The sequence below is a fragment of the Streptomyces sp. NPDC050535 genome (genome assembly GCF_044457665.1).
Taxonomy (GTDB): Bacteria; Actinomycetota; Actinomycetes; order Streptomycetales; family Streptomycetaceae; genus Streptomyces.
Genome location: NZ_JBITHE010000010.1, coordinates 148,306 through 164,991 on the forward strand (window position 1 = coordinate 148,306; position 16,686 = coordinate 164,991).

Annotated in this window: 24 protein-coding genes; all 24 read left to right on the plus strand. The window is 70.4% G+C overall.

Going from position 1 to position 16,686, the window contains the following annotated elements:
• Positions 1 to 92: 92 nt before the first annotated feature.
• The 24 genes from ACIBLC_RS23075 to ACIBLC_RS23190 all read left to right on the plus strand — a co-directional run bounded on the left by ACIBLC_RS23075 (position 93) and on the right by ACIBLC_RS23190 (position 16,686).
• The gene (locus tag ACIBLC_RS23075) at positions 93 to 350 is read left to right on the plus strand and encodes a hypothetical protein (protein WP_399213010.1); all 258 of its coding nucleotides are present in this window, start codon (positions 93 to 95) and stop codon (positions 348 to 350) included.
• Positions 351 to 362: 12 nt separating this feature from the next.
• Complete coding sequence (locus ACIBLC_RS23080) at positions 363 to 650, plus strand: HNH endonuclease (protein ID WP_399213011.1); 288 nt, start codon at positions 363 to 365, stop codon at positions 648 to 650.
• Positions 651 to 652: 2 nt separating this feature from the next.
• Positions 653 to 949 carry a hypothetical protein gene (locus ACIBLC_RS23085; protein WP_399213012.1) on the plus strand — a complete coding sequence of 99 codons (297 nt, stop codon included), beginning with the start codon at positions 653 to 655 and terminating at the stop codon, positions 947 to 949.
• 6 nt (positions 950 to 955) lie between these two features.
• Positions 956 to 1,150 (plus strand): hypothetical protein, encoded by a 195-nt coding sequence (locus tag ACIBLC_RS23090; RefSeq protein WP_399213013.1) that lies wholly within the window; start codon positions 956 to 958, stop codon positions 1,148 to 1,150.
• A 2-nt stretch (positions 1,151 to 1,152) separates the two neighbouring features.
• Complete coding sequence (locus tag ACIBLC_RS23095) at positions 1,153 to 1,593, plus strand: AAA family ATPase (RefSeq protein ID WP_399213014.1); 441 nt, start codon at positions 1,153 to 1,155, stop codon at positions 1,591 to 1,593.
• A 315-nt stretch (positions 1,594 to 1,908) separates the two neighbouring features.
• Positions 1,909 to 2,220, plus strand: coding sequence for a hypothetical protein (locus ACIBLC_RS23100; protein WP_399213015.1), 312 nt, complete (start codon positions 1,909 to 1,911; stop codon positions 2,218 to 2,220).
• Positions 2,217 to 3,779, plus strand: a complete 1,563-nt coding sequence (locus tag ACIBLC_RS23105; protein ID WP_399213017.1) for a terminase — start codon at positions 2,217 to 2,219, stop codon at positions 3,777 to 3,779. Before ACIBLC_RS23100 ends, ACIBLC_RS23105 begins: the two co-directional genes overlap by 4 nt.
• Positions 3,761 to 3,964 carry a hypothetical protein gene (locus ACIBLC_RS23110; RefSeq protein ID WP_399213018.1) on the plus strand — a complete coding sequence of 68 codons (204 nt, stop codon included), beginning with the start codon at positions 3,761 to 3,763 and terminating at the stop codon, positions 3,962 to 3,964. Before ACIBLC_RS23105 ends, ACIBLC_RS23110 begins: the two co-directional genes overlap by 19 nt.
• A complete protein-coding gene (locus ACIBLC_RS23115; protein WP_399213020.1) occupies positions 3,954 to 4,199 on the plus strand; it encodes a hypothetical protein in 246 nt (81 codons plus the stop codon). The genes ACIBLC_RS23110 and ACIBLC_RS23115 overlap by 11 nt, the downstream gene beginning before the upstream one ends.
• Positions 4,196 to 5,515: a phage portal protein gene (locus tag ACIBLC_RS23120; RefSeq protein WP_399213022.1), complete on the plus strand. Its 1,320-nt coding sequence runs from the start codon at positions 4,196 to 4,198 to the stop codon at positions 5,513 to 5,515. The genes ACIBLC_RS23115 and ACIBLC_RS23120 overlap by 4 nt, the downstream gene beginning before the upstream one ends.
• Positions 5,515 to 6,327, plus strand: a complete 813-nt coding sequence (locus tag ACIBLC_RS23125; RefSeq protein ID WP_399213023.1) for an HK97 family phage prohead protease — start codon at positions 5,515 to 5,517, stop codon at positions 6,325 to 6,327. The genes ACIBLC_RS23120 and ACIBLC_RS23125 overlap by 1 nt, the downstream gene beginning before the upstream one ends.
• Positions 6,324 to 7,781 carry a phage major capsid protein gene (locus ACIBLC_RS23130; protein ID WP_399213024.1) on the plus strand — a complete coding sequence of 486 codons (1,458 nt, stop codon included), beginning with the start codon at positions 6,324 to 6,326 and terminating at the stop codon, positions 7,779 to 7,781. Before ACIBLC_RS23125 ends, ACIBLC_RS23130 begins: the two co-directional genes overlap by 4 nt.
• A gap of 64 nt (positions 7,782 to 7,845) precedes the next feature.
• Positions 7,846 to 8,187: a hypothetical protein gene (locus tag ACIBLC_RS23135; RefSeq protein WP_399213025.1), complete on the plus strand. Its 342-nt coding sequence runs from the start codon at positions 7,846 to 7,848 to the stop codon at positions 8,185 to 8,187.
• Positions 8,184 to 8,606, plus strand: coding sequence for a hypothetical protein (locus ACIBLC_RS23140; RefSeq protein WP_399213026.1), 423 nt, complete (start codon positions 8,184 to 8,186; stop codon positions 8,604 to 8,606). Before ACIBLC_RS23135 ends, ACIBLC_RS23140 begins: the two co-directional genes overlap by 4 nt.
• Positions 8,607 to 8,614: 8 nt before the next feature.
• Positions 8,615 to 9,172, plus strand: coding sequence for a head-tail connector protein (locus ACIBLC_RS23145; protein ID WP_399213027.1), 558 nt, complete (start codon positions 8,615 to 8,617; stop codon positions 9,170 to 9,172).
• Positions 9,173 to 9,652: a hypothetical protein gene (locus ACIBLC_RS23150; RefSeq protein WP_399213028.1), complete on the plus strand. Its 480-nt coding sequence runs from the start codon at positions 9,173 to 9,175 to the stop codon at positions 9,650 to 9,652. It begins immediately after the preceding gene.
• 3 nt (positions 9,653 to 9,655) lie between these two features.
• The gene (locus ACIBLC_RS23155) at positions 9,656 to 9,988 is read left to right on the plus strand and encodes a hypothetical protein (RefSeq protein WP_399213029.1); all 333 of its coding nucleotides are present in this window, start codon (positions 9,656 to 9,658) and stop codon (positions 9,986 to 9,988) included.
• A complete protein-coding gene (locus tag ACIBLC_RS23160) occupies positions 9,985 to 10,152 on the plus strand; it encodes a hypothetical protein (protein WP_399213030.1) in 168 nt (55 codons plus the stop codon). Before ACIBLC_RS23155 ends, ACIBLC_RS23160 begins: the two co-directional genes overlap by 4 nt.
• Entirely contained in the window at positions 10,152 to 10,637 is a 486-nt protein-coding gene (locus ACIBLC_RS23165; protein ID WP_399213031.1) for a hypothetical protein, read from the plus strand. The genes ACIBLC_RS23160 and ACIBLC_RS23165 overlap by 1 nt, the downstream gene beginning before the upstream one ends.
• A gap of 1 nt (position 10,638) precedes the next feature.
• Positions 10,639 to 11,145: a hypothetical protein gene (locus ACIBLC_RS23170; RefSeq protein WP_399213032.1), complete on the plus strand. Its 507-nt coding sequence runs from the start codon at positions 10,639 to 10,641 to the stop codon at positions 11,143 to 11,145.
• Positions 11,146 to 11,160: 15 nt separating this feature from the next.
• Positions 11,161 to 11,607 (plus strand): hypothetical protein, encoded by a 447-nt coding sequence (locus ACIBLC_RS23175; protein ID WP_399213033.1) that lies wholly within the window; start codon positions 11,161 to 11,163, stop codon positions 11,605 to 11,607.
• Between the two features lie 140 nt (positions 11,608 to 11,747).
• The gene (locus ACIBLC_RS23180) at positions 11,748 to 14,567 is read left to right on the plus strand and encodes a hypothetical protein (RefSeq protein ID WP_399213034.1); all 2,820 of its coding nucleotides are present in this window, start codon (positions 11,748 to 11,750) and stop codon (positions 14,565 to 14,567) included.
• Complete coding sequence (locus tag ACIBLC_RS23185; protein WP_399213035.1) at positions 14,568 to 15,527, plus strand: phage tail protein; 960 nt, start codon at positions 14,568 to 14,570, stop codon at positions 15,525 to 15,527.
• A gap of 1 nt (position 15,528) precedes the next feature.
• On the plus strand, positions 15,529 to 16,686 hold the full coding sequence (locus ACIBLC_RS23190; protein ID WP_399213036.1) for a siphovirus ReqiPepy6 Gp37-like family protein: 1,158 nt from the start codon (positions 15,529 to 15,531) through the stop codon (positions 16,684 to 16,686).

Below are 16,686 nucleotides of genomic sequence, written 5' to 3' on the forward strand. Positions count from 1 at the left end.
GCCGAGGGACGTCACAGAACGGCCACACTGCCATCACGCATCGCATGCGCCGCGCCATGATGCCCCCTCAGACCACACCGCAGGGGGAAGCGATGGCCAGCAGCTACAGCGACGTGCAGAAGGCTGTACGAGTCGAGAAGTTCCGCATCTGGTTCGCCTGGGTCTCCGGCGGAGTGATCATGGCGATCATCACGAACGCCACACGCAACGTCTCGGTCGTCAGCGTGATCACCGAGGTCCTGTTCTTCGTCCTCGGCATCCTCTCCACCGTCGCGGCCGTGCGCATGACCAGCGCCCTCAACCGCAAGGCCACCACCGCCCGCCGCGAGGTCCTCGGCAACGACCTGTAGCAGGAGGCGCCCGTGGCCCGTAACCCACGCAACGGGCGCCGCTACCGCACCCTCTGCCGACAGCAGCGCGCCCTAGGCCTGCCCTGCTGGATCTGCGGCCACGAGATCGACTACACCCTCACCGGCTACGCCGCACAACGCGACCGGTGGGCATTCACCCTCGACCACGCCACCCCGCTCACCCGCGGAGGCGACCTGCTCGACCCCGCCAACGCCCGCAGCGCACACCGACGCTGCAACTCACAGCGCGGCAACCGCATCGGCACCGCCGCCCCGGCCCGAGCATCCCGGAAGTGGTGACCATGAGCGACGGAGATCAGAGCTACGGAGCCTGGCGCGCCGAGCAGCAACGCCGTTCCCAGGCCCACGCGTTCGGCTGGGCCGAGCGCGCCACCGCCGAGTACGACCAGGCCATCCGACACGAGGACGACGCCCGCGCCCGGCAGAACAGTGACAACGCCTGGCAACGCGACCGCATGGCCGACGAACGCAGGCTCGCCCAGTTCCACGGCGTACGGTCCACCGAGGCCCTGCGCCTCGCCGAGATGTGGGCCCGCGTCGCCGGTGCCCTCGCCGTCGGCGAGCTGCCCGTCGGGTGAAGCACCGTGCTTGAGACTCTGCTGCGCCGCATCGCCCGGCGCTGCGAGACGCACGACCGAGCGTCCTACGCGGTGACGCGGCGGCTGGAGGACAGCCTTGGCCTGCCGCCCAGCAGACCACCCGCCAGCCTCGTCGACGAGCTCAGCAACCCGGACATCATCGACTGCGGCCACCGCTGGTGCACGCACGCGCGGAGGTGACCGTGCTCTACGTGATCACCGGCCCGCCGGCCTCGGGCAAGAGCACCTGGATCCAGGCCCACGCGAAAGCCAAGGACGTCGTCATCGACCTGGACCGCATCACCCTCGCGCTCACCGGCCCGGGCGCACCCCAGTGGTCCCAGGACCGCATCCACGTACGCATCGCCCAGCGCGCCCGGTACGCAGCCATTGACGAGGCGGTCCAGCACCTGGACGAGACCGATGTGTTCCTGATCCACACCATGCCCAGCCCCAAGGCACGGGCGAAGTACCGGCACTTGGGCGCCAAGATCATCGTCGTCGATCCGGGTGAAGAGGTCGTGCGCGAGCGTGTCGCAGCCATGCGGTCGCCCGCCATGGACGGCGTGGTCACCCGGTGGTACCGGGAGTACCGGCGCGGCGGGTCGCGCCCGGTCACCGCGCAGACGTCACGCGAGTGGTGACCCGGCCCGGCCGGTGCCGAGTGTCAGGGGAGCGCGGCCGCCGTCGATTGTGTCCGATTCGCCCGCTTCCCGAGGCGTCGAGTGGTGGAGGGGAGGGGGGCCGTGACCGGACGTGAATCAAGGAGCCGGGCGACCCAAAAGCCCTTGTCGCCCGGTTCTCTCCCCGCGGCGATCGCTAATGCGGCCGAACCGAGTTCGACCGAATTAGCGGCCATGATCATCGGCGGCCCCGTCCGCTAATCCACCCGAACCAGGTTCGGCCCTTTTAGCGGCCCATGATCACTTGCCCTCGGGCCCTGCCTACGGAGGGTGATCATGGACGACAAGCCTCGGCGCCGCACCCTTCGAGCCGGCGACGTCACCCGCGCCACCAAGTCAGAGCTCGACGAGCTCGGCGTGCTGTCCGCCACCAACGCCCAGGCGGCCGCGGCCGTCCGGCTCGCCAAGGAGCTCGACTCGGCCGGCGACCCTCGGCATGCCGCCGCCGTCGCCCGCGAGCTGCGCCAGGCCATGGCCGTCGTACGGGCCGCCGCTCCCCCCACGGAGCGGGGCGACCGTCACGACCGGGTCGCACAGCAGCGTGAGGAGCGGCAGGCCAGGGCCAGGGCTGCCGGAGGCGCCGGATGATCGGCAGCCAGACCCCGCGGATCCTGTCGGTGCCCTGGCGCCGCCGCGTTGACACCGGCCGGTGGGACGGTGCCGAGGACCGGGAGGCGCTCGACTTCACCTCACCTGCCGGCAAGGAGTGCATCGACCTGGCCGAGGACGCCCACGTGGTCCTCGACCCGTGGCAGCGGCTGGCTTTCCACCACTCTCTGGCCGAGGACGACGAGGGCCGGTGGGCATCCCTCGACGTCGTCCTCAACGTGGCCCGTCAGAACGGCAAGGGCGGGTTCCTGGAGCTCAGGCAGCTGGGCGAGGTCATCCTGTTCGGCGGGAAGCTGGTCATCCACACCGCCCATCAGTTCAACACCGCGCAGGAATCGTTCCTGCGACTGGACCAGATGATCGAGGGCTCCTACGCCCTGTCGCGCCGTGTGAGGACCGTCAAACGCTCGCACGGCGAAGAGGGGTTCACGTTCTTCAACGGCGCCCGCATCCGCTTCCTGGCGCGCGGCAGTGACAGCGGCCGAGGGTTCTCTGGCGACCTGGTCCTCATGGACGAGGCGATGAAGCTGCGGGCGGCCCCCATCGGCGCCCTCATGCCGGTTCTCTCCGCCCGCCCCAACCCGCAGTTGGTCTACACCGGCAGCGCGGGCATGGGTGCCGAGAGCGAACAGCTGGCGTTGCTGCGTGCCCGGGCCCTGGCCAAGGACGGCCCGGACGCGTCGCTCACCTACCTCGAGTACTCGATCGCGCCGCACGCCAAGGAGTGCCCGCAGGACGCTGAGGGCCGCATCACCTGCGAGGAACACGACGACCGCGACAGCGAGGCCTCGATCGCCCGGGCCAACCCCGCGCTCGGCATCCGCATCCGCACGGCGTACGTCCTCCAGGAGCGGCGCAGCATGCGGGCTGATCTGTATGACCGTGAGCGTCTCGGGGTGGGCGAGTACCCCGAGGTCACAGACGAGACCTGGCAGGTCATTTCCAAGGCCAAGTGGGAGGCCTGCGAGACCGGCACGTCCAAGCCGGAGGATCCCGTCGGGTTCGCCATCGACACCAACCCCGAGAGGACGTGGACGGCGATTTCCGTGGCCGGCGCGTCGGGGGACGGCGTCCATGCCGAGGTCGTCGAGCACCGGCCCGGTACGGACTGGGTCGTGCAGTACGTCCTCGAGCGTGACCAGAAGTGGAGCCCCTGCGCGTGGGTGATCGACGAGGGCGGTCCGGCCGGCTCGCTGGTGCCCGCGCTGCGCAAGGCTCTGGCGTACGAGGACGACGAGGACCGTGAGGACCGCTCTGAGCTGGTCATCTGCCCGAAGGTCCGTCAGCTCGCGCAGGCCTGCGGCGGGTTCTACGACCACGTGGAGAACGGCACCCTGCGGCAGATCGGTCAGGCCCCGCTGACTGCCGCGCTCGCCGGCGCGCAGAAACGCGACTTGGGCGACGCGTGGGCGTGGACGAGGAAAAGCGACGGCGTGGACGTGAGCCCGCTGGTGTCCGCGACCTACGCGGTGTGGGGGTGGGAGATGTACCACGACGTCGAGCCTGAGGAGGCGGAGCCGTGGGGCTTCTACGGGTGACCCGGTGGTCGAGGCTGGCCCGGGTCCGCCTCGGCTACTGGGCAGGCTGCGCGGGCCTCTCAGCGGGCACGGGAGTGCAGTTCGGGACGGGCCTGGGGCTGATGGCGGGCGGCGCGCTGACCGCGGCCACGTTCCTCTTCGTCGTCGACGTCGAGGCGGAGAAGGGGGACGACGATGACGAGTGAAGTGACCTTGGAGAGGGTGCCCGGCGGGATCCGGATTCTGCACGCGCCGCGGCTGGCGTGCATCTCCCTGGAGGTGATCGCCGCGGCCTGCGGCCACGAACTGCAGGTGAACGGGGACCGGATCACGATTGCGGACCAGGTCGTCTACCAGGTGACCGCCTGGCAGGCCTCGCCGCCCGGTCTGACCGTCGCGCTGATCGAGGACCGGCGGCCCAAGACGGAGGGCAGGCAGTGACGAGCCTGTGGCAGCACGCACGGCGGCCGGCCTCACGCGATGACGAGTCGTGGTCGGTGGGCGGGAACATCTACTACGGCACCGGCCGGCCCATCGACGGCAAGGAACGCCCGCTCCCGCAGGAGTTCGAGGCCAAGGTCCGCCACGCGTACAAGAGCAACGGGCCCGTGTTCGCGCTGATGGCGGTGCGGCAGCTGCTGTTCAGCGAGGCACGGTTCCAGTTCCGGCAGATCCGCAACGGCCGGCCGGGGGAGCTGTTCGGTACGCCGGCGCTGGGGCCGCTCGAGACGCCGTGGCCCGGTGGGACCACCGGCAACCTCCTGTCCCGGTACATCCAGAACGCCGACCTGGAGGGCAACGGGTACGTCACCAACTACAACCCCGGCCGGCTGAAGATGCTGCGACCCGACTGGGTCACGATCATCACCGCCTCGGAGGAGGAACCGAACCTCGCCAGCGAGGCGATCGACTCCGAACTGATCGGCTACATGTACGACCCGCCCACCGGCAGCGAGCCGTGGTTCCTGCTGCCCGAGCAGGTCGGGCACTTCGCGCCGTACCCGGACCCCGAGTTCCAGTTCCGCGGCATGTCGTGGCTGACACCCGTGATCCGGGAGATCGTTGGCGACACCGCGGCGACCCGGCACAAGCTGAAGTTCTTCGAGAACGGGGCATCGCCGCAGGTCGTCGTATCCATGGACGCGTCCGTGACGCCGGACAAGGTTCGGAAGTTCCAGGCGCTCATGGACTCCCAGCACCGCGGCGTGGACACCGCCTACAAAACCCTCTACCTGGGCGGTGGCGCGGACGTCACAGTCGTGGGCAAGGATCTGCACCAACTCGACTTCAAAGCCACGCAGGGCGCCGGTGAGACGCGTCTCGCGGCCGCCGCAGGTGTCCCTTCGGTCATCGTCGGGTTCTCCGAGGGACTGGCCGGATCGTCGCTGAACGCCGGCAACTACGCCAGCAGCAGGCGCCGTCTGGCAGACGGCACCATGCGGCCGCTGTGGCGCGAGGCCGCCGGATCCCTCGCCCCGCTCATCGATGTCCCCGCCGGCGCCGAGCTGTTCTACGACACCCGGGACATCGCGTGGCTGCGCGAGGACCGGCAGGCGGCCGCGGAGATCCAGGGCCTGGAGTCCCGCACGATCCGCGCGCTGGTCGACGCCGGCTACGAGCCCGCTTCCGTGGTGGCCGCGGTGGAGGCCGAGGACTTCACCCTGCTCAAGCACTCGGGCCTGTACTCCGTGCAGCTGCAGAAGCCCGGGAGCGGCAAGCCCAGTTCACCCGCCCCAGAGCCAACGGAGGAGCCGTGATGGAAGCGTTCGTTCGCAGCTTCCCGCTGGAGGACATCCATGTCCGCGCCGGCGGTGACGGCCGCACGGTCGAGGCCTACGCCGCGGTGTTCGACACCCCGACGGAGATCTACGACCAGGACGGCCACTACAACGAGGACATCGACCGCCGTGCGTTCGAGCGCACCCTGAACCAGCTGGCCCCCGCGGGCAGCCGCACCACCTGGCGCGTGGGGGTGCTCTACAACCACGGCCGGACCCTGTTCGGCACGCCCTCGGAGCGTGGGGCGATGCCGATCGGCGCGCCGGTGGAGATCAAGACCGACAGCCGCGGCCTGCTCACGGTCACCCGCTACAACAAGACCGAGCTGGCCGACGAGGTCCTGGAGAACATCCGCGAAGGCAGCATCAGTGCACAGTCGTTCAGCGGTGCGTTCGTACGCTCCGACCCCGGCCGCTCGCCCCGCGGCGGCTGGCGCGCCGATGCGAGCGGCAAGCTGCGCACCGTACGGCGCCAGGAGATCAAACTGCGGGAGTACGGGCCGACCCCGTTCCCCGCCTACCCGGACGCTGCCGTGATCGGCGTCCGTGCCGAGCAGGTCATGCCCCTGCTCGCCGAGCTGTCCCCCGACGAGCGGGACAAACTCGCCCAGATGCTTCGGACCGGTACTCCGCTGGACCCGCCCGCCCAGGGCACTCCGACGGACCCGCCGGCCGCCGGCGGCCCCAACCCGGGGCCCGCCGCCGAGGACCCGCCCGCAAGGCACTCCGCTCGGCAGCAGATCGCGTGGATCAAGCTCCGCGCAGAGATCAAGGCCAGGAGGGCTCTGTGACCACCAAGCGGAAGAAGAAGAGCGAGAAGCTCAAGGAAGGCCTGGACGCGCTGCGTTCCGAGCTGTTCGAGCTCGAGGAGCTGGAAGAGCCGGAAGAGGAGCAGGTCACCCGGGCGCGGGATCTCCTCACCGAGGTTGACACCGCGCAGGAGGCCTACGACGAGCAGGTCGAGCACGAGCGGCGTGTAGACGCCGTCCGCGCGGCCGCGACCGTCCCGGGCAGCCAGGAGCGGCCCGAGGGCGACGGCCCGCATTTCATGCGGCAGCGCGGCAACCCCTACGAGGAGCTCGACCGCATCCGCGGCGCGAACCTCAACGACCGGGACATCCGCGGTGACCTGCGCAGCCGCGCCCTGTACGCGGTGGAACTCGCGGCAGAGATGATCACCGAGGACCAGCAGGAGCGCGTCGAGCGCCTGGTCCGCTCCGACCGGCGCGGCCGGATCGCGCAGCACCTGCTGCTGACCGGATCGGACGAGTACCTGCGGGCGTTCGAATCCCTGCTGGAGAACGCGGGCAACCCCGCGCTCCTGGACGCGGACGAGACCGCGGCATACCGGCTGGCCGAAGCGCACCGGCGGGCGATGACCCTGACCGACGCGGCGGGCGGCTTCCTCGTGCCGTTCACCCTGGACCCGACGATCATCCTCACGAACGCCGGCAGCGCGAACCCGTTCCGGCAGGTGTCGACGATCAAGACGATCACCACGGACACGTGGAACGGCGTGTCCAGCGCCGGCGTCACGGCGTCGTGGCTCGCCGAGGCCAACGAGGTGGGTGACAACTCGCCTGGTTTCTCTCAGCCGTCCATCAAGCCGGAGAAGGCGTCGGCGTGGGTGCAGGGTTCGTTCGAGGTCCTGGCGGACTCCGGGTTCGCCACCGAGGTCGGGCCGCTCCTGGCGGACGCCAAGGACCGCCTTGAGGCCACGGCGTTCGCCACGGGCGACGGCAACGGCAAACCGAAGGGCGTGGTCCCGGCGGTCGCCGCGGTGGCTGGCTCGGTCGTGGCTTCGGCGACCACCGACACCTACGCGGTAGCCGACGTGTACGCCGTCGAGCAGGCCCTGCCGCCGCGCCACCGGATCACCGGCCGGCCGTCGTGGATGGCGGCGAAGCCGATCATCAACAAGACGCGGCAGTTCGACACCGCCGGGGGCTCCAGCTTCTGGGCGAACCTCGGGATGGGCCAGCCCGAGCAGCTGCTCGGCGCACCCATCAACGAGGCCTCCGCGATGGACGGCGTGATCAACGCGGGCGCCGACAACTACACGCTCCTGCTCGGCGACTTCCGGAACTACTACATCGTCGACCGGGTCGGAATGACCATGGTCTACGAGCCGCTCGTCAAGGGCGCGTCCGGCCGCCCGACCGGTGAGGCCGGCTGGTTCGCCTACTGGCGCGTCGGCGCCGACGTCGTCAACGCGGACGCGTTCCGGCTCCTGAACGTCACCTGATCCAACCCACCCCAGGGCGCGGCCGGCACACAGCGGCCGCGCCCTCCTCGTTCCAGGAGCACCCGTGTACCGAGCGAAAGAAACGTTCTGGGCGCCGGGCAACCGGCACGTCGTGAAGGGCGATCTCGTCGCTGCGCACGACGTGGTGGTGGAGGGCCGCGAGGAGCTGTTCGAGGCCGTCGTCATCCCCCAGGCCCTCGAGCCCTCCCAGGCCACCTCAACACCGCAGGAGACCGAACCCCCCGCACCGGAACCTGTACCGGCCGCCGAGACCGGCCCCTCCGACGCCGACATCCAGGGCTACGCCGGCAGCAGCGAACCGCCGCCCGCCGCGGCCGCCAAGAAGACCGCAGCGAAGAAGACCACCACGGCGGCACGCACACCGGCAGGAGGCGACGCGAAGTGAAGCGATCCGTCTACACACACGTCCGTGCCCGCGTCTCACTGGCGATCGCGCTCCGTACGGCGACAGCCAACGGGACCTCGGTCGACCGGAAGCTGTCCGGCGCGTCCGGCACCAACGAGTGGTACCAGTCGGCAGCCCTGATCGTCCACGCCGGAACGATCACCGATGGCACGCACGCCATCACCTTGCAGGTGTCCGACGACAACGCGACGTGGGGAGCCGCGCCCGCGGCCGACCTACAGGGCTCACTGCCCTCGATCGTCGCGGCGGACGACGACAAGCTTTACGAGGTCGGCTACATCGGCAACGCGCGCTACCTGCGGGCGGTGACCACCGTCTCGGGCACCACGACCGGCGGCATCTACGGCGCCGTCATCCTGCTCGGGTTCCCCAACGTCCTGCCCATCTCCAGGACCTAGGGGCCGGTGTGGCACTGCTGACCCTGGCCGAGGCGAAGCTGCAGCTCAACCTCACCAGCGACACCGACGACACCGAGCTGCAGACGTACGTCGACGCGGTCAGTCCGGTGATCGAGGAGTTCATCGGGCCCGTCGAACCGCGCGAGGTGACCGAGCGCCAGGACGCGGAGCACGGGCGCCGCATCCTGGTCCTGCGCACGACACCGGTCCTGTCCCTGACCTCGGTGGAACCCCTCCTCGCCGGCGGTGTCTCCTACCCCGTCGGGGGCCTGGTCCTGGATCCGGACACCGGGGAGGTCCGCCGGCATGACGGCGGCTGGTTCCGCGGCCTGCTGCTGTTCACCCTGCAGGCCGGCAGGACCCCCACGCCGCCCACCGTCAACCTCGCCGCGCGGATGCTCGTCCAGCACCTGTGGCGCACCCAGCGCCCGGGCCGCAGCGGCGGCCTGCCCGGCGGCGGCGAGGACTACAGCGTCGGCCAGCCCATCCCCGGATTCGGCTACGCCGTGCCCAACCGCGTCCTCGAACTGCTCGCCCCGTACCGACTGCCCCCAGGAGTTGCGTAGATGGCATCCCGAGTTCCCGAAGTGATCGATGCGCTCGTGGCGTTGGGCCAGCTCGAGCCGGAGTACGAGCCGGGCCCTGACGGCAAAGGCGGCGTGGTTGTGGCGGACGGCCCGCAGGTCACCGGCGACGCCGCCCCGGACTGGCTTGTCGTTGGGTTCGACGGCGACCCGGACGGAGATTTCGAGGCGGCACAGACCGTGGGCGGCTGGTCCGACCTCGGTAGCGGCCGCGAGGAGGAGTTCCAGATCACCGTGGCGGCGATCGCCAACCGCGGTGACAAGGACGTCGTCGCCGCACGCCGGCGCGCCTACGAGATCGGCGCGCGCGTCGAGGACTGGCTACGCGCCGATCCGGGCCTCGGCCTGCCCTCGATCGAGATCGCCGTCGCCGGCACACGGCTCATACAGGACCAGACCGAGCAGGGCGCGCACGCCCGGCTGCTGCTGTCGGTAGCCGGCCGCGGCTTCACGAGGAGGTAACGCATGGCTGCACTACCCACACAGGTGCCACCGCTGACCGGCCTGGCCGTCGACTTCGACCCGGCCGCGGGCGGCGGGGACACCTGCCTGACTGGGGCCGGTGTGCTGCTGCTGGTGAAGAACGGCGACGCCGGATCCCACACGGTGACCCTGGTGACCCCGGGCACTGTCGACGGACTGGCGATCGCCGACCGGGCCATCCCGGTGGCGGCCGGCGTGACCGAGGCGATCCCCGTCACGAACGCCTACCGCAACCCGTCCACCGGCCGCGCCAACATCACGTACGACGGTGTGACCTCGGTCGAGGTCGCAGTGATCCGGGTGGCGGTCGCATGAGCGACGTGACTATGACCCACTCCGAGCTTCCGGGCGAGCACATCACGGTGCGCGAGAGCTCGGTGCCGCACTACCAGGCATCCGGCTGGGAGATCGCCGACGAGGTCCCCGCCCCGCGCAAGCCGACGGTGAAGCGCCGTCGGCAGACAGGAGATGAGAGCTGATGGCTGCCACGCCGATCAACGCGTCGGTCCGCTACTACCGGCGCGGGACGACCAAGGTCATCTGGGCGCCGACGGTCGCGAACAAGAGCGCACCGAGCCGCTCGGAGATCAACGCGGGTACCGCCCTGGAGGGCGAGACGGGGGCCATGGGCGGCTGGCAGACCACGTCCGGCACGGTGCCCACCGCCGCCCTCGGTAGCCGCTTCACGCCCGTCGTGGGCGGCGAGATCACGGCCGCCGACAGCTCGCTGACGTTCTGGGCGAGCAAGGACGGCGACGACGTCCGCACGCTGCTGCAGCGCGAGGACACCGGGTTCATCATCTGGATGGACGAGGGCGACGTCGGAGGACAGACGATGGATGTCTACCCCGTGACGGTCATGTCCCAGGCCAAGATCCGCGAACTCGACCAGGCCGCCCAGATCATGGCCCAGTTCGCCATCACCTCGGAGCCCGCCGAGAACGTCACCATCCCGGCGGCGTGATATGCCCACGGTGCAGATCCTGGGCACCGGGCAGCTGACGGACCTGTCCCGCCAGCTGCGGCGGGCGGGCGGTCCGCGGCTGCGGCAGAACACCAGTCGGCGGATCCGCCGCGCGGCCGAGCCACTTCACCGGGATCTCCAACGCTCGATCCGCTCGGTGCAGCTGCCCGGCTCCGGCCGCAAGAAGCGCGGGGGGCCGTCGGCCACCACGCGGCCGCTGCGGGCCGGTATCGCGGGAGCCGTGCGTATCAGCGTGCGGACGGGTGCCACCCCTGGTGCCCGTGTCTGGCTCGACTCCTCACGCCTGCCCGCGGGCGTGACCATGGGCGTCCCCTCACGGATCAACGAAGGCCGCCTGCGCCACCCGGTGTTCGGCAACACCAAGCGGTGGACGAACCAGTGGGCACGGCCAACCGGCTGGTGGTCAGGCCCCGTTGCAGCCGGCACGCCACGGATGCGCGCCGAGATCGAACGCGTCCTGGGCGATGTCCGCCGGGACCTCCAGTGAGAAGAGAGACAACGGATGATCATCACGCACACCCCCGCTGAGGGCGACGTCGAGACCCTGTCGACAGACGACCTATCGGCGCTCGAGGCCGCCGCCGTCGAGGCCGCCATGGGCGATGTGCCGTGGCGTCGGATCGAGGACCTGCTCCGGGCCCAGGATCCCACCGCCATGCGCGCCATTCTGTGGGCGTTCCGCCGACGTGCGACGCCGGAGCTCCCGTTCAGCGACTTCGACGTACCCGGGTGGAAGCGCCGGCTCAAAGCGCGCATCGAACGCAGCGACATTGACGAGGTCCTCGACCACATCATCGTCGAGGCCCTCGCTAAGAACGAGGACGCCGCGATCGATGCGACCCTGCCGCACCTGCGCAAACTGGCCAACGACCGGGCCGACGTCGACCACGCGCTCGACGCCCTGGGAAAAGGCCACCTGGCACGGGGCCGGGCGGACTCCGCGGACTGATCGAACAGTACGAGCCGCTGTTCTACCACTACCTCAGCATGCAGCCGAGCGAGTTCGACCGGCTGCCCGTCGAACGGTTCCTGCGCCTGGTCGCGTGGATCGACCGGCACGCCGCCACGAGATGACGAGGGGGTGAGCCGGTGCCCGAGCGCCTGACATTCACCCTCGCCGGCCGCGACGAACTGACGCGCGTCATGAACGGCACGGCCGACTCAGCCGACCGTCTGCGGCTGCAGATGTCGGGGATCACCGGAGACGCGGACGGCAGGCTGCACGACCTGCAGGGCCGCTTCCTGACCACCGACGAGGCGCAGCGCCGTCTCGCCGGCAGCACCGACGGCACCCGCTCCGCGTTCCGCTCACTGTCCGACTCGGCCGACAAGCTGGGCGAGTCCCTCAAGGCCAGCCTGATCAGCCTCGCACCGGCGGCGATCCCCGCGGCCGCGGGCCTCGCCGGGTCCGCGGCAGCTCTGGCCGGCCAGCTCGGAGCGGTGACCGTGGCGGCCGCCGCCTACGGGCTCGCGCTGGGACCGCAGATCGCGGCCATCGGCGAGGCGGCTGACGCGGAGAAGAAGTGGCGATCGGCCGTCGAGACATCGGGTGCCGCCTCGCAGGAGGCCGTCAAGGCGCAGGCCGAGTATCAGCGGCAGCTCGACAAGCTCCCGCCCGCCACCCGCGAGGCAGCCGTTGCGGTAGGCATCCTGAAGGCCGACTTCAAGGACTGGTCCGACGAGCTCTCGGGCGACGTGATGGGCCCGTTCACCAAGGGCGTCGCCGTCGCCAACAAGCTCCTCCCCACGACGTCGGGCCTCGTCCGGGGTGCGTCGACCCAGTTCGACCGGCTGATCACCATGGTCGGCGGCGGCATCAGCACGCCAGGGTTCGACGCACTGAACAACCGGTTCACGAATTTCACCGAGCGGACCATGCGCCGCGGCGTCGACCAGCTCACGGTGTTCCTGGCCAAGTTGGATGCCGGCGAGTACGACAGCTCCGGCCTGTCGCAGTTCTTCGACTACGCCGAGGCCAACGGGCCCGTCGTGTGGGACACCCTGGAGAACGTCGGCGAGGCTCTGCTGCACGTCCTGGAGGCGGGCTCCGAGGTCGGCGTCGGCATGCTCGACGTGATCAACGCCCTGTCGGGTGTGGTGTCCGCGGTCCCGCCCGAGGCGATCGCCACGCTGCTGCAACTGGCGATCGCCATCAAGGTCGTGAAACTAGCCGGCGCAGGAATCGGCGTGGCCCAGGCGGGAATGGCCGCCCTGGGCGGGCAGATCATCGCCATGCGTACGGCGGCCGCGGCCACGCCCGGTGCCCTCGCAGGAACCACCGCGGCGATCGGCGCCCTGTCGCGCGGGGCGCGACTTGCCATGGCCGGCACGGGCATCGGCCTGCTGCTGATCACGCTGGATGCCCTGTCCAGCTCGAGCCGTGAACCCAAGGCCGACGTCGACAAACTCACCACCTCGCTGGCCACGCTCGGCGACACGGGCAAGGTCAGCGGCGAGGCACTGCGGGTGTACGGCGCCGACCTGGGCGGGCTGGCCGACGCCCTCGGTACGCTCGCCCGGCCGAGCAGCCTCGACCAGGCGCAGCAGTTCCTGACCGGTCTGATCGGCATGGACTCCACCCCGGTCAAGAACGCCAAGGCGGACTTCGAGGCGATCGACGAGGCCCTCGTGAACCTCGTGTCCGGCGGCAAGACCGAGCTCGCCGCGGCGGCCCTCAACAACGTCATCGCGACACTGCGCAAGCAGGGCTACACCGCCGACGAGGTCCGGGCGCAGCTCGACGACTACAAAGCTGCCCTAGCAGGCCAGGCCCTCGAGCAGCAGCTCGCCGCGCAGTCGATGGGACTCTTCGGCACCCAGGCGCAGGAAGTCAAGGCGCAGCTCGACGAGCAGAAAACGTCCGCCGACGGACTGCGCCAGGCGATCGAGGCGCTGAACGAGGTCAACCGCAGCGGCCTCACAGGGATGATCGGGTTCGAGGCCGCCATCGATGCCGCAACCACCGCGGCCGCGGAGAACGCCGGCGTCCTGGACATGCAGGGCAACAAGCTCACCCTCAATACCGAGGCACAGCGGACGGCCGCGCAGTCGCTCAGCGAGCTGGCGTCCAAAACGGACTCGGCGGCCGCGGCCGCACGGGAGTCCGGTGCCTCATGGGGCGAGGTCAACGGCATCTACGAGCGCGGCCGCGCGACCCTCCTCAAGACCGCACAGCAGATGGGCCTCACCCGCGAGGAGGCCAAGAGGCTGGCAGACCAGATCCTCGCCACCCCCGACAAGACCGCCAAACTGCGGGGCAACCTGGAGGACTTGGAGGCCAAGCTCAAGTCCGCCAAAGGCCAGTTGTCCAAGGTCCCCGACTCGCGAAAGGCCAAGGTGCGGGCGGAGATCTCGGACCTGGAAGCGAAGATCCGCGAGGCGCGGCGGCAGCTGGACGCGCTCGACGGCAAGGTGTCCAACACGTACGTCCGTACCTACTTCGAGACGGTCGGCCGCCCGGGGCAGACGGTTCCAGCCGCCCACCGCCCCGACCTCGCAGCAGGCGGACGCGTACGCGGGTACGCGTCGGGCGGCGAGATCCAGTACTTCCCGTACGGCGGCTACGTCCAGGGCCCGGGAAGCCCGACGTCGGACAGCGTCCTGGCGATGTTCGGGTCCGGTGCGGTGGCGGGTGTCTCCGACACCGAGTACGTGGTGCAGTCGGCGGCCGTTCGCAAGTACGGCCTTGGCCTGATGGATGCCCTCAACGACGGCCGCGTGCAGATAGGGCGGGGCGCACCCCGCCCGGGCCTGCCCGCGGCGCCGGCGACGAGCACGGTAGCGGCGGTGAGCGACCGTCCGCAGGTGGCGTACAACGTCTACCCCCGCCAGTCGGTGATCAGCGTGGAGGACCTGCGGCTCCTGCAGCGGCAGGAAGAAGCACGCCAGCGCGTAGGGAGGCCCAGGTAGATGCCCCTGATCACAGCGCCGTACGTCGCACCGGAAGTACCGGAGACCCCACCGGTCGACGTCCCGGAGATCGGCTACGCGGCGATCACCTACATCGACCCGTCCGGCACCCGGTGGCCGATGACCGACATCACCGCCGACTGGTACACCCTCGCCGAGGGCGTGTCAGGCATGGGAGCGGCGCCGTACACGCTGACCTCGGACCCGCACCCGCGCGGCGGCGCGCGGCTGCGGCACGTCCAGCCGCAGCCGCGCACCATCGTGTGGCCGCTCCTGGTCAAGGGCGCCGACCACATGGCGTTCACGACCAACTGGCGTGCGCTCGGGAGGGCGTTCACGCGCACCCTGCGGGAGGGCCCGGGGATTCTGGAGGTGGCGCGCCCGGACGGCACCGTGCGCTGGATCGCCGTCTACTACCAGAGCGGGTGGGACGGCCGCGGACAGACCGCGACCGGCATCACCTGGGACAGCGCCGTCCTCACGCTGTGGTGCGAAGACCCGTACTGGGTGGACGCGGTACCGGTGCCGGTGCACCGCGAGGCCGACGCGCCGGGCGACTTCCTCGACCCCTACCCCACGGTGTCCTCCTCGCAGGTGCTCGGGGACACGACCGTCAACAACCCGGGCGACGTGTACGTATGGCCGACATGGCTGATCACCGGCCCCGCCAGCCTGATCGAGTTCACCCACCGGGACACCGGCGAGGCCTTCACTCTGGATCCCGACGCGAGCGCGATCGGGCACGGCAACCTGCTCGCCGGCGAACAGGTGTCGATCCGCACCGACCCCCCGTCGGTCCGCTACGAGAACGGCGACAACTGGTTCGGCGCCCTCGACTGGCCGGGCGCCACCCTGTGGGGGCTCGCCCCCGGCGACAACCGCGTCACGTTCACCCTGTCGGGGTCCGGAGCCGGCTCGGCCGTCGACCTCGTTTTCAGTCCCCGATACGAGACGGCCTGACATGGCGATCCAACTGCTGATCCTCGACGCGGACATGGCCGTCACCGGCGACCCCATCGACGGGTGGACGGAGCTCGACTGCACCACCCGCTTCAACGAGCCGGCGTCCGGGTGGTTCACCGCACCGGCGCGGCCCGAGGTCATGACACAACTCCAGCCGGGCCACCGCCTCGTGGTCGTCCGCGACGGGCAGGTGTGGACGTCCGGACCGCTGGAGATTCCACAGGACTACGCGTGGAGCATCGACGGCAGCCCAGGCGTCGGCGAGGTGACCGTGAACTTCTCCGACGACCTCGCCTTGATCGCGGGCTACATCACCTGGCCCACCCCGGCCTCGGCGTGGTCGGCACAACCGGACCTCGGGTCGCGGACGCTCCTGCCCATGAACTCGGAAGAGATCATCCGCACGCTCGTCGATGAGAACTGCGGGCCTGGTGCCAGGGCGGAGCGCCGCATCCCGCACCTCGCCCTGGACACGGTCGCCGGGATCGGTTTCACCATGGGCGTGAAGACGAGGTTCGAACCGCTGCTGGACGTCTGCCGTTCCGTGGCTAGGCGCTTCATCCCCATCGGGTTCCGCACCCGCATGGCCGGCGGGGAGATCCTGTTCGGCTGCTACGAACTGCAGGACCGTACCGCCACCGCGCGATTCTCCGTGGGGCTGGGCAACCTGCGGGCGGTGCGGTCCAAGCTGTCCGGGCCGACCATCACGCACGCCCTGGTGCAGGGCGGCGAGGTCGAGTCCCCGGCGGACCGCAAGTTCGTCCAGGTCGTCGACGCGGTCCCCTCGCCAGGGTGGTGGCGGGTAGAGAAGCTCGTCGACGCGAGCGAGGACACCGACGCCGACGGACTGCTCACCGACGCCGGCCATGCAGCGCTCAGCGACGGGGCCGCGCAGGTCGAACTCTCCACCGTCACCGTGGACACCGCGGACCTGCGCGCCGGCTACGACTACGGCCTCGGCGACCGGGTCACCGTCGAGCTGCCCACCGGCCTCGAGGTCGTCGAGACCGTGCAGTCCATCCACCTGCAGGCCACCCCTGAATCCGGCGAGTACGTCACCACCCTGATCGGGTCGCCCGAGGCCACCAGCGATCCGCAGATGGTGCGGCTCCTACGCGAGCTGGGCCGCAGGCTCGGCCGAATCGAAGCGAGGTAA